The sequence below is a fragment of the Paenibacillus dendrobii genome, assembly GCF_009807035.1.
Taxonomy (GTDB): Bacteria; Bacillota; Bacilli; order Paenibacillales; family Paenibacillaceae; genus Paenibacillus_AQ; species Paenibacillus_AQ dendrobii.
In genome coordinates this window covers 1,523,831-1,537,094 of record NZ_WUBI01000001.1, presented here as the reverse complement: position 1 = coordinate 1,537,094, position 13,264 = coordinate 1,523,831, and the positions used below count along the sequence as shown (strand labels likewise).

Annotated in this window: 9 protein-coding genes; 7 read left to right on the top strand and 2 right to left on the bottom strand. The window is 48.2% G+C overall.

The features are described 5' to 3' along the window. The first annotated feature begins 125 nt into the window (after window positions 1-125). From GRF59_RS06480 to murI, 4 genes are all read left to right on the top strand, one after another. A complete protein-coding gene (locus GRF59_RS06480; protein ID WP_160496794.1) occupies window positions 126-6,230 on the top strand; it encodes an S-layer homology domain-containing protein in 6,105 nt (2,034 codons plus the stop codon). Window positions 6,231-6,544: 314 nt separating this feature from the next. Beyond that, window positions 6,545-7,045: a DinB family protein gene (locus tag GRF59_RS06475; protein WP_160496793.1), complete on the top strand. Its 501-nt coding sequence runs from the start codon at window positions 6,545-6,547 to the stop codon at window positions 7,043-7,045. Window positions 7,046-7,086: 41 nt separating this feature from the next. Beyond that, window positions 7,087-7,557, top strand: a complete 471-nt coding sequence (locus GRF59_RS06470) for a GNAT family N-acetyltransferase (RefSeq protein WP_160496792.1) — start codon at window positions 7,087-7,089, stop codon at window positions 7,555-7,557. 164 nt (window positions 7,558-7,721) lie between these two features. Next, complete coding sequence (gene murI, locus GRF59_RS06465) at window positions 7,722-8,531, top strand: glutamate racemase (protein ID WP_160496791.1); 810 nt, start codon at window positions 7,722-7,724, stop codon at window positions 8,529-8,531. A 10-nt stretch (window positions 8,532-8,541) separates the two neighbouring features. Here the strand turns inward: murI and GRF59_RS06460 are convergent, their stop codons facing one another. Both GRF59_RS06460 and GRF59_RS06455 read right to left on the bottom strand, forming a co-directional pair. Further along, window positions 8,542-9,300 carry an MBL fold metallo-hydrolase gene (locus GRF59_RS06460; RefSeq protein WP_237391661.1) on the bottom strand — a complete coding sequence of 253 codons (759 nt, stop codon included), beginning with the start codon at window positions 9,298-9,300 and terminating at the stop codon, window positions 8,542-8,544. Between the two features lie 323 nt (window positions 9,301-9,623). Next, a complete protein-coding gene (locus tag GRF59_RS06455) occupies window positions 9,624-10,673 on the bottom strand; it encodes a 2,3-butanediol dehydrogenase (protein WP_160496790.1) in 1,050 nt (349 codons plus the stop codon). Window positions 10,674-10,966: 293 nt separating this feature from the next. On the opposite strand from GRF59_RS06455, the gene GRF59_RS06450 reads away from it, so the two are divergent. The 3 genes from GRF59_RS06450 to GRF59_RS06440 all read left to right on the top strand — a co-directional run bounded on the left by GRF59_RS06450 (window position 10,967) and on the right by GRF59_RS06440 (window position 13,149). Next, the gene (locus GRF59_RS06450) at window positions 10,967-11,998 is read left to right on the top strand and encodes a LacI family DNA-binding transcriptional regulator (protein WP_160496789.1); all 1,032 of its coding nucleotides are present in this window, start codon (window positions 10,967-10,969) and stop codon (window positions 11,996-11,998) included. 125 nt (window positions 11,999-12,123) lie between these two features. Then, window positions 12,124-12,549 carry a metallothiol transferase FosB gene (fosB, locus tag GRF59_RS06445; RefSeq protein ID WP_160496788.1) on the top strand — a complete coding sequence of 142 codons (426 nt, stop codon included), beginning with the start codon at window positions 12,124-12,126 and terminating at the stop codon, window positions 12,547-12,549. A gap of 15 nt (window positions 12,550-12,564) precedes the next feature. Then, the gene (locus tag GRF59_RS06440) at window positions 12,565-13,149 is read left to right on the top strand and encodes a histidine phosphatase family protein (RefSeq protein ID WP_160496787.1); all 585 of its coding nucleotides are present in this window, start codon (window positions 12,565-12,567) and stop codon (window positions 13,147-13,149) included. Window positions 13,150-13,264: the final 115 nt, after the last annotated feature.

Here is a 13,264-nt window from a genome sequence, read left to right as displayed (position 1 = left end):
ATTAACAATATTAATGATATTAACTATCCGTTTACGTTGCAATAATATTCAGCAAATACATCCTTTATACAATGGAAATGCAATGTTTCATTCTAATGCCAATTGTAAAGGAGATGTAAGCAGCATTGAACAGGAAAAACAAGATCAAACGGAATGTCTCCATCGTTATGCTTAGCAGCATGATGCTGACAGGAGGTACGCCTTCTTTGCTCATCAATTCGGTTCACGCAGAGCCGGTTCAAACAGGATCTTCGGCCGAGAACGGAATAGGAGTTTTAGGCAGCGAACAGGGAGGTATCCGTCTTCTGCATACACCGGCTGCATGGATTCCCGAACAACGGAATTATACGGTAACAGCGAGCGTGTATGGCATCGATGAGACGTGGAGCGGGCAAATTCGTTACATGGTGGATGGGAAGGAATTTCCGGCGGTTCCATTGAAGCCCGCGGGACAGCAAGCCGCCGATACATATACAGGAGACATACCGGGTGAAGCGCTAACCGGCCGGGAACTGGATTACTCGATCGAGATCATGGATGCGGAAGGTACAGTCATTCAATCGGAGCGATATTCGGCGAAGATTCAGGGAGATGTGCCGCAAGCCTTGTCCGCCCAGTCTACGGCTCCTGCACTGCTGATTACCGAGATGGTGCCGGACACAACAGATCTGCCCGGAACGAAAACGGATGCCTATGAATTCGTGGAGGTATACAATAACACCGATTTGGATGTGAATTTTAAGGACTATACCTTCTTCTACAATAATAAGGATACATGGTCTCCCGAAGCGGGATCGAATATCATGATTCCGGCAAGACAATCTATCGTATTTTGGATTATGAACGACAGTAACAACCAGGAAACAGCGGAGAGCTTCAACCAGAACTATGGGACTCATTTGACCGAAGGCATTAACCTGTTTCGCATCAAGGGCGGGGGCGGTATGGCCAACGGCAGCGCCAGAACGCTGATGATTAAGTCGAAGAGCGGAGAACCAGTCGTATCGGCATCGTATGAACCTGCTCATGTCAAAGTGAATATGGGTATTTTCTTCAAGCATCCCGTTGCCGGAAGCTATGTGATGAGCGTAATGGATTCTTCCGGGAAGCTGCCCGCAACACCAGGAACCATAGATCCTGACCAGATCGTGCCTCCGGTTGTGGAAGGCGGACAACAAACTGAAATCAGCCATACCCCGCAGGCGGCTGTGGATGTCAAGGATCTTGAGATTAAAGCCCATGTCATTAATCCAGGAACCAACGCGGATGGCTCAAAAGCAGCGGTCAAGCTGCTATATAAGACACCGGCACAATCTAGATACACAGTCATCCCGATGAGTGATCCGGGGAATACGGGAGATTACTCGGCAACGATCCCGGCAGCGGCTCTTACGGAGCCTACTCTGCAATATCGGATTCAAGCGGGCAATCTGGACAAGCCGTATACCTCCCAGGTGAATATGGCTCCCTTCGATTCGTCCAAGGCACCCGTACTGCTCGTAACCGAATTGGTTCCCAATACAACGAATGTCCAAGGCTCTTCGACAGATGCCTACGAATTTATCGAAGTGTATAACAATTCGGATCAGCCGGTAAACTTCAAAAATTACAAGCTCTTTTACCGTTATCCGGACAAAGGCCCTTCCGCGGATGTTGAATGGCCGTCTGTGAAAAAGGATTTCATCATTCCTTCCAAGCAGTCCGCTGTATTCTGGATTAAGAATACCGCTAACTCGGCATATACAGATAACGATTTTAACCAGTTTTATAAGACGAACCTTGTTCCAGGTACAACTCTGCAGACGATTCAAAGCGACGGGATGGCCAATTCCGGCAGACGCGCAGTCGTCATCAAAACGAATACGGGCAAAGAGATATCCGGTGCTTATTACGATGCGGATCAATTATACGAGGGCAGCTCGAAAAGCGATGAGACGAGCGAGGATAAATCCATTCTTTACAGCTATCCGGTCAATGGCGGCAATATGATGATTAAAGCCAGCTCCGGTACCGAAGCACCAACGCCTGGTGCAGTCGCAAAGACGCAGGTGCCTGCGGAGCCGGTTCATGTGGCTGCGGACACCGTGCCACCTACCATTCAGGATGCGACGGGGATAACCGAAGTGGATCAATCCAAGGGCCTTGAGCTGAAAGCGGACGCCAAGGATGATCATGAAGTCACTTCGGTTGAGGTGTATGTTCGCTCGGACAAGCAGACGGAATACACGGGTCACCGCTTGACAGAAGATTTTAACGACATGATGTACCATTACAAACTGTCAGCGGCGGAACTGATCGGGCGTAAATACGTGGAGTACTACTTTGTGGTTTCCGACGGCGTTAACGAAACGGTGTCCGATCCTGTTAAAGTTGCTGTTACGGGAGGCTTGAGTGATGCCCCGCTGCGCCTGAATGTTAAGGATGAGGAAATCCTGAAGGGTACTCATATCATTAAAGGAACATCGGAATCATCCGGCATGGCAGGAGTGACTCTCAGCCTGGACGGGAAAAAGCTGCCGGGCGGTATGACTACATCCGGGCTTGAGAACGATGCCTACTTCGTTTTCGATGCCGTCAACGTGGACTATTATTTCAAAAATGCCGTCACGATGGGAGATCCGGCGCTGGAAGACAAGACGATATTGTATACCTTTATGGATCCGATTACGTCCTATACAACGCTATCTTTTCCAATCCGTGCAGAACAACTGGCCCAAGGGGATAATGTCATCTATATCCGGGCTGGCTCTAAAACATCGCCTTTCGATAAGCGACCGGAAGAAAATAAAGATGACTTCGAAGTTAAAAACGTAAGATTGCTGCTCGCGGACGGTACCGAAATTTGGGACCCTGCTTATGCCGAGAAAGAAAAGCAAATTAAAATGGGCGATTCCGAGGGCAAAAGCGAATCCATTGGCTTTCATTTTGCATTGAAACCGGAACACTTGAAAGCCAAAACCTATAACTGGGATACGACTTCCGTAGAGGACGGCCCGCATCAGATCACCGTAGACGACGGTACCCAGGCAGTAACCGCAAATGTCATCGTTGATAATACGGCACCAGTGATTAAGCCTACCATGGAGGAAGGCAAAGAATACCGGGGAGAAATCGTGGTGGATGCGGATATTCAGGATGCATATGCCGGTGTCGATAAAATCACGGTGAAGTTGGATGACAAGCCGATTGAACTTCCTTATAAGACCTCATCAGGTCAGATGGCCGGAGGAATTCATAAGCTGTATATCCAAGCCGCGGACAAAGCCGGTAACATTTCCGAAAAGACCGTCAGCTTCAAGGTACCCGATGAGAATCCTCTTCTTCCGGAGTTAATCGGACCGAAGCAAGGGCAAACGAATGTCGGGACGAACGCGAATCTAACCGTGAAGGTACAAGATCCGACTGAGGATCCAATGAAAGTGACGTTCTACAAAGGATATAAATACGATGGAAACCGAGCGGAAGACTTTACCGGTTATACCAACACATCGGTAACGGAGCCGCCTAAAGAAATGGCTCCCTCAGGAGAACAAGCCCTCAGTCAAGAGGATTACCAGAAAATCAGTGCTGAAGACGGTAAATATCTGGTGAATGATTCCGTAGAGCAGTTCCCTTACCAACGCTTTGAGGTAAAGCTTGATCCGTCTGTGAAGAGCACGGACCGTGTAGAAATCAATTGGAAGGGCAAGTCGCTCGAAGGCCGCAAAGTCAGCTTGTATGCCTGGAGCCCAGCGCAGAAGAAATGGGTGCAATTGGATCATGTCATTGCGGGAGCGGACGATTTCGGTTTGAATGCGGTGGTTCAAGCAGGCGAATATGCCAACGGCCAAACGATCGACGTGATGGTACAGGACGAGATCGCGGTTCAGGCAGCTGACTCCGGCTACAAGCCTACACCGGAATCGCAGGACCCGTATGATTTCTCTTTTATCTGGATGTCTGATACCCAGTACTACTCCCAAAGTTATCCTCAGATCTATCAAAAAATCGTGAACTGGGTCGTGGAACAGAAGGAAAAGATGAACATCAAGTATGTCATCCATACGGGAGATGTGGTGGACAAATCCTACCAGGAATATCAGTGGCAGGAAGCTGATAAGGACATGAAAGTTCTGGAGAATGCCAATATCCCTTATGGTGTGCTCGCTGGTAACCATGATGTCGATCACCAGAACAACGATTATACCAAATTCAAGGAGTATTTCGGCGAGGATCGCTTTAAGAACAATCAGGTGTTTGGCGGTTCGTACGATGATAACCGCGGACATTATGACCTGGTTTCGTCGAACGGCAACGATTTTGTGATCGTTTATATGGGTTGGGGACTCGGCGATAAGGAAATTGACTGGATGAACGAGATCGTGGCTAAATATCCCGAACGTAAAGCCATTCTCTGTCTGCACGAATATTTGCTCGTATCGAATAATCGGGCGCCGATTGCCGATCAGATCTTCGACAAGGTCATCAAGCCTAATAAAAACGTTATTGCCGCTTTGTCAGGACACTATCATGATGCCGAACTGAAGGTAGACCAACTGGATGATAACGGTGATGGCATTCCTGACCGCAATGTATATCAAATGCTGGCCGATTATCAAGGTGCGCCTGAAGGCGGGCTTGGTTATATCCGTCTGATGCAATTCGATATGAAAAACAACAAGCTGCATATCAAAACCTATTCGCCTTATTTGGACGATTACAACTTCTATGACCCGCAAACGGAAGCGGGCAAAGATGAATTCAGTCTGGATCTCGGACTTGCCCCTACGACCAAGCGGGTGGCTACGGATTATATTGGAGTCAAGGTCTACACCGATCAGCAAATCGGAATGCAATCCGGCGTGAAGAGCGGAGCGGAGGCTACTGTGGCATGGAAAGGATTGGCTCCAAACAGCTATGATCAATGGTACGTCAAAGCCGAGGATGATCATAGCGGCAGCGTGCTATCCGATATTTGGGGCTTTTATACAGGCAAGGACACTGGTGAAGTGCAGCCTCCGGTGGGTGGAGGAAGCACAGGCGGTGGAACATCGGGTTCAGGAACGCCAAGCGTGCCGTCTAAGCCTGCTCCTGAAGCCGGGAACGGACAATTGACTCTGGAACTCGCGGCAGACGGTGCTTATCATGCTGACGCTAAAGCTATGGAGAGTGCCATCCAAGGTACAAGCAATGGAAAAGTAGTGATGGAATTAACAAGTAAGGAAAATCCGGGCCCAGATTCCGCGGTTTACCTCCCTGCAGATGCGGTGAGAAAAGCCAAGGAGAGTCAGTTGTCACTCATTATCTCGGCGCCGGGCATGACGGTAACGCTGCCTGCAGCTTCCTTGCCGGATCATCTTGAGGATGTGGATCAGCTGCTGCTTCGGATTGATACCTCTATGAATGAGAGGGTTCAACAACAAGTCAGCAGCAGTATCGGGGCTGCGAAGGAGTATACGCATGCAGGCTTGGTGGTTTCGCTGCGAATGACCAAGATCAAAGGTCAGGTCGAGACGGAAGTGACGTCATTCGGTGGACCGGTGACCGTGCAGAGAAGCCTAACCTCCGATCAGCTAAAACAGTTCCATGAAGGATATGCCGGGATCTATCTGCTGCAAGGCCTGAAACCGATCTACCGAGGCGGAAGCTTAAGCAGCGACAACTTGACCTTCATGGCCGATCAGCCCGGTACCTATGCTTTACTTGAATATCGCAAACAGTTCAAGGATGTTAAGGGCTCATGGGCAGAGGAATATATTGCGAAGTTAACCGCCATGCATGTCATCCAAGGACTGGACGAAGACCATTTTGGACCAACGCAAAATGTAACCCGCGCCGACTTCATTACCTTAGCCATGAGAGCGGCTGGTGTGGATTTGTCCGCGGCAAGCCAGGTATTTAACGATGTGCCTTCAGAAGCATATTATTCCGCTGCCGTGTCGCAAGCGTCCAAACTTGGCATTATTCAAGGCAGCGATGGGAAGTTCCGTCCACAGGAGTCGATCAGCCGCGAGGAAGCTGCCGTCATCCTGATGAAAGTCAGCGATTATTTATATGGTAAAGAACGTACAGGCTCCGCGAATGCAGACTTTAAGGATATGAACCATGTATCCGCATGGGCCACAGAAGCCGTAGACCGGGTAAACAAGCTGGGTCTGATGAACGGCAAGGGCAACCTCGAATTTGATCCGAAGGGGAAAGTGACCCGGGCGGAATTAGCCAAAATGATATACAATCTGATCCACAGTTAAATCACGGGAAGGCCGGGTGATCATTCACCCGGCTTTTTTTGCGTGACTCGGTAGAGTTCATCCATGTTATACTGTGATTTGTAAATGATTCCCTGAAGGCACGGGGTAAGAAAAATACATAATGAGCTGTAGCAGATTGAGCCATAACCCAAGATGAAAATCGTGATGGATAACCGGCATGAAATGGAGATTTGACGGAGGGAATGCTTCGATTATTCTGCATAGAATGATCGGTAGAGGTAAGTCCTGACATGGCAAAAACGAAATTCGATCCATTTGACTTCGGCTGAGCTCATGCAAGGAGGAGTAACCTAATGAAAAGCTGGTTTGAGTATAACTGGCAGGTGCGGGACCAATGGTTTGATGAGTACCGACTACTGGCGACAGAAGAGCTTGTGAAGGAAAGAACGGGTGGTGTCGGAACCATTCTTAGGACATTTTTTCATATCGTGGACGTTGAGTTAAGTTGGATTCGGGCGATAGATGGCCTGGAGGATTGGGAACCACGTTTCGAAGACTATCCAACCCTCGATTCGGTCAAGGATCTGTCGGATGCATGCCGCAAACAGGTTACTGATATTCTCTCAAAGGCTGATGCGGATAAAGTATATACCGAAGTCCAAGTGTCTTGGCATCCGGAACCGTTAATATACGGAGAAGTGCTCCGGCATGTAATTGCCCATGAAATCCATCATATCGGTCAACTGTCGATTTGGGCAAAGGAGCTTGGCATCCAGCAGGTGTCGGCGAATTATATTGACCGAGGCCTGGGGCGGCAAATGCTTCAGGAGAAAACAAGACTTAGAATATTCTAAAAGAAAGAGGTTGTGCAGCACCGATGGTACGAGTGAAGAGCATGAACCGAGAAGATGCGGCCGAAATTGCGACGTGGAGATACCCGCGGCCGTACGATTTATACAGCATGGATGGAAGTGAAGAGGATATTACGGAGCTGTTGAACGGTGATTATGTTTCCGCCTGGAATCATGAAGAAATGCTGATTGGATTTTATTGTACCGGAATATCGGCTCGAGTCCCCGGCGGATACGATGCAGGAATATACAATGATGAATCTTTGGTGGATATCGGACTGGGGATGAAGCCGGAGCTAACCGGGCAGGGACAAGGAACCCGTTTTATGGAGGAAGGAATAGCATATGTGAAGTACGCCTTTCCCGGAAAGGGCATCCGGCTCGTTGTGGCTACCTTCAATAAACGTGCGGTGAGGACATATGAGAAGGCGGGCTTCAAGCAATTTGGTGTATTCTCTTCGCCGGTACATGGCGAGCAAACCGAGTTTGCCTGCATGATCAAGCGGGAAATCTGAAAGATTCGAATGGTAGTGAGTTCGGTTGATGCATTGGATTTTAGCAGGTGTATTATTTTCCCATGACGGATACTCTTGACTTTTGGCAAAAATTTGGTTTTCATCATATAAGGGAATAAAGAATATATTGATGTCATGAATCTACGAAAAATCAGGTGAACAACATGCGAATTGCGCTTTTTGATTCAGGGTTAGGCGGATTAACCGTACTTTCTGAAGCCGTGAAGCAGCTGCCCGACGAGGACTTTTTATTTTTTGCCGACACGCTTCATGTACCTTACGGCACGAAAACGAAGGAGCAGGTGCAGGACTTTGTGCGTGAGTCGCTGAATCAAATTTTACAAGAGGATATCAAAGCACTGGTGATCGCATGCAATACCGCGACCAGCGCCGCGGCAGAGGAGCTCCGCAAGGAATACAGCTTTCCGATTATCGGGATGGAACCTGCGGTGAAGCCAGCCGTTGAAATGAACCGTAGTACTGGGAAAAGAGTTCTGGTGGCAGCGACGCCGCTGACGCTTCATCAATCGAAATATACCCAACTGGTGTCCCGTGTGGACGACCATAGCATTGTGGACTCGCTTCCTCTGCCTGAACTGGTGACATACTGTGAGGCGATGCAGTTTGATCTTGAAATAATGACAGCTTATTTTAACGAGAAATTTGCTGCGTACGATTTGAATGACTATGGCACGCTGGTCTTGGGATGCACTCATTTCCCGTTCTATAAGCCGCTGCTGCGCCGGATTCTGCCGGATCACATTGAGATTATCGACGGAAGCCTGGGAACTATTCGCAGACTTCGCCATGTGCTGAATGAGAAAGGACTCATAGGCACACAAGGCAGGGGCGATATCCGCTATGCTTGCTCCAGCCAGGACCCAGCTTATCTGCTGAAAATGCAGCAGGCTTTTGAACATTTTCATCATATTGAACATGCAGATCAAGGCAATGGAGTAAAAGTGAATGGCTAGAGATCTGAAATTAGCTTCTAACGAGATTCTGTAAAGCTTGAGGCACGTTATCCCGATATAATCCGCCGTGGTAACAGATAACGGACTCAGCATTATATCCTGCCAACTTGGCGATAGAATCCATGGCTTGGGTCATGTTCAGCGTTTGTTCGGGGTCCGGACCGCATAGGCGGCCGTCAACGACACGAAGAGCATCTGCCGCTATAAGCGTTTTGCTAGGAATATGATACAGACTGATATGGCCAGGTGTGTGACCCGGGGTGGCGATGATTTCTATCCCTCCGCACATCGGCAGAACATCTCCGTCATGAATGACTCGGTTTACGGGTGATTGTGGCGGATTTTTTAATGTGGAGAGAAAAGCCTGCTTCCACTCTTCAGGAACATTTGCTGGTAGCATGGCTTCAGCTGCAGCAAGCGCTTCAGGAGTGATTTTAAGGATCATTTGATCCCCTTCTATAAAGGGCTTTTCCCCTTCGCTTGCCAGCACTTCGATGCGATTGTCTGTTAGTTGCAGCATGGCAGGAAGGCTGCCAATATGATCGATGTCCTGATGCGAGAGGATAACATGCGTCAAATCTTGAATCCGAATGCCATGGGATTCCAGTGCTTGCGTAAATAAAGGGATTTGTCCGGGATATCCGCTATCCACCAGAATGGCATGGTGATCATCATGAATCAGTGTGGGGTGGATGGTGTCAACGTTGCCCATCATCATTGCGGAAATATCGAGCATGTGAATTTGACTGGCTGGATTTGTTTGGTTCATATCGTACCCTCCAATGGAATCAATGTTTCATTGAGCAGGTACTATCATAGCTCTCTGTAAATATAGTGTCAAATAAAATATTTTATTATATCACATAATTGTAAAAATGTCAACAGTTAATTATCGAGAAGATATAAGGTTCATTCATATAAGATACAAATAAGCGACTAATATTAAAAAAAAGCCGGATTTCTCAACATGAGAATCCGGCTTTGCCATAGGAAGATGAAACTGGATGGATAGAAAAATCAAAAAAAGATATAACATCCTTTAAACGATGCTGGCGTATAAAGAAGTTATAGAAACCCGGAGATTGAAACGAATTATTCCGGTTTAACGAGAATTTTGACCTGATTTTTTTCCTTCAGCAGCGTTTCAAAGCCTTCGGAAAGTACATCATTCAACTGAATGCGTTTGGTGACAAGCTTCTCGGCAGGGAAATATCCTTTATCCATGAGACTGATAACAGCCGGGAATACGTCACGATAACCGATAATACCTTTGATGGTACGTTCCATCATGACCACGTTGTTCGGTTGAAGCGGAGCTTCCTTCTCAAAGATGCTGACGATCATCAGCTCGCCGCCCATTTTGGTGGACTTGAGCGCTTGAGTCAGGACAGGAGGAACTCCCGTTACTTCATAAGCTACGTCAACGCCGCCATTGGTGCGCTTGTGGATTTCACTTACCGCATCGAATTCTTTCGGATCGATGACGATGGCTCCGAGCTCTGCGGCTTTTTCCTTACGTTCAGGGGAAAGCTCTACTGCATAGATCTCGGATGCGCCGGAAGCTTTCAGAGCTTCGATTACGAGCAGGCCGATAGGACCTGTACCGAATACAGCGGCTTTATCGCCGACTTTCAGCTTACTGGAACGTACGGCATGGAGTGCTACAGCAGAAGGTTCCACTAGCGCGCCCTGCTCGTAAGAAACGGAATCAGGAATTTTGTGGACCATCACTTCATCAGCAGCGACGAAGCTTGAGAAACCGCCTCCGCCGCCGGCGAGACCGAGGAAGCCCATTTTGTCGCAAAGATTGTATTTACCCTGTTGACAGGCTTCGCATTCGCCGCAAGCGTAAATCGGTTCAACCACAACCCGGTCGCCAACGCTTACTTTCGTTACGCCTTCGCCGATTTCTACAACTTGTCCGGAAAATTCATGTCCCATAACGATCGGTGCTTTCTCGCCAGTAAGGGGGTGAGGAGCATCTTGAGGAATGAAGATCGGTCCCGAAGTATATTCATGCAGATCGCTGCCGCAAATGCCGCACCATTCCACTCTGATTTTTACTTTGCCTTTCGCGGCTGCGGGTTCTTCGATGTTGTCCAGACGCAAATCTTTTTGGCCATGCCATCTAAGTGCTTTCATGTCGTCATCTCCAGTTCGCAAATGATATGCGATTATAATTTTATGAGCTGTTTTAGCTCGTAATAGGAAACGTTTCCGGAAACTAATATGTCACATATTCATAAGATTGTCAAATTTGAATGAACATCTTTTTAACCATAAAAATTGATTAAATTAAGGATTTGGAACGGGTCTTTAATTTTACGCTATGCGTTGTTTTATAGAGAAAATCTTTAATGTTATAATAGAACTATAGGATCTATAATTTTTAATAAACGGGAAACGATTCCAGTGGAGAAAGGAATTAAATTGGATTGCCGAACAGAGCTAAAGTAACGATAGAAGATGTGGCCGAAAAAGCAGGTGTAGGGATTGCAACGGTATCCAGGGCCATCAATAATTCGGGTGGAATCAGTGAGAAAACGAAAGCGAAGGTGCTGCAGGCGATCGATGAGCTTGGATTCATTCCTAGCATCGCAGCGCAAAGCCTGAAAATTCGGAATACGAACCAAATCGCGTTGGCTGTGCCGGATATCCGCAATGCTTTCATGCCGGAAATCGCCTGGTCCGTGGAGCAGGCGGCCAAGCAGCACGGATACCGCGTAGTTAATATAAACACCTCAGGCATTGGACGCATCGAGCTGGAGACGATTCGGGATGTCAAGAAGCTGCATGTGGACGGGCTTATTATATTGCCGCTTGCCTACCCGAAGACATTCGTTGAGATGGTGAATAAATCTCCGGTGCCGATCTCAGTGATCAATTACGGCAAGAAGCTTACGCCTGATATACGTGCCGATGTGGTCTGCTTGTCCCAGCAAGAAGGGCGGCTCGCGATGGAGCACTTGCTTAGCATCGGCTGCACGCGGATCGCGTATGCCGGAGCACCCTGCGATATTATCGAGGAACGATATAATGCCTACGTGAACTCACTAAGCCATGTGGATGTTTCATTGGTATATTTCGGCGAGGATTTTTCCTTGAACACGGGTGCGAAAGCTGCGGACTATTTCAAAAGCCTGAAGAATATGCCTGATGCCGTATATGCCGGCAATGACATGGTGGCGATCGGGTTGATTAACCGTTTCAAGGAGCTCGGCGTTCGGGTTCCGGAGGATGTCGCTGTATGCGGCATCGACAATAATATTTATACGACGATCACTTCCCCGCAGATCAGCTCGGTATCCATTATGGGGGTTGAAGTGTCGCGGCTTGCGACGGAACTGCTGCTTAAAAGGATCCGTGAAAACGAAAACGGCGTATACGAAAAGGTGCAGTTCGAACCTCGGCTGATCGTACGGGAATCCAGCGTGAAAATGCGGCGGACCACGACCTATTTGGATTAGGACGGTAGCGGGATTTCATTGAAAAAAAGAACATCCGATAAGCTGGATCGGGTACCGGATAATAAGTGTCAGTTATGGAAGTAAATTGAAATCCCGGGAAGTGTATGCTAAAGGAGCGAATGGAATTGAAAATACAAGGCGTTAATCACTTTTGTTTCTCGGTTGCGGATCTTGACCGTTCCATTCTCTTCTACGAGAGTGTGTTCGGCGCGAAGCTGCTAGTCAAGGGGAGGAAGCTTGCCTATTTTGACCTGGATGGCCTGTGGATTGCACTGAATCAGGAGGATGTGGAGCGTGAGCCAATGCCGAAAACTTATACTCATATCGCTTTTTCGGTCGCTGAAGAAGAGTTTGATCCATGGGTGCTGCGGCTTAAGTATTTCGAGGTGAACATACTGCCTGGCAGAGAACGGGATGAGAGGGACAAGAGGTCTGTCTATTTTCTGGATCCCGATGGCCACAAATTCGAACTTCACACCGGCACTCTGCAGGATCGCATGGACTATTATGCGGCAGATAAAGATCATATGACATTCTATACGAATACATAAAACAGGGGGAAGCATATGACGACGATTGGTTGGGTCAGACATGGCATCACCGACTGGAATGTGGCTCGAAGAGCGCAAGGGCAGACCGATGTACCTCTGAATGATACGGGACGAGCTCAGGCGAGGGCGCTTGCGGAACGGTTCAAACATGAAACATGGGATGCGGTTTATACTAGCGATTTGTCGCGTGCCAGGGAGACGGCTGAAACCATAGCCAAGGCTATGGGGATACCTGTTCATGCAGATGAGCGTTTACGGGAAATGGCATGCGGTAAAATGGAAGGCACCACGGAAGACGAGAGAATCCGGATGTGGGGCGAGGATTGGAACGAAATGGACCTTGGCGTTGAAACGGATGAATCCATGATTCGGCGCGGGATGGGGGCCGTGCAGGACATATGCCTTCAATTCCCGGGCCGGCGTGTTTTGGTCGTGAGTCATGGAGCGTTGATCTCAACACTTCTGCCGGTTCTGGTTCCGGGCATGTGTGAACGTGAACATCTCCATAATACGTCGGTAACGTTGGTTCGGCAGCTGGATGAGGAGTGGGTATGCGACTTGTATAATTGCCGGCGTCATCTGGATGCCGTGAATTTGTAGTGATGTTCACGTACTTCCGTAAAAATCGCGGGTCATGTATTGATCATTCTCATTTTCGTGTAAAAAAGGCATTTCCGTGGTCGCAGGACCAGGCGGAAATGCCTTTTTGCTATGA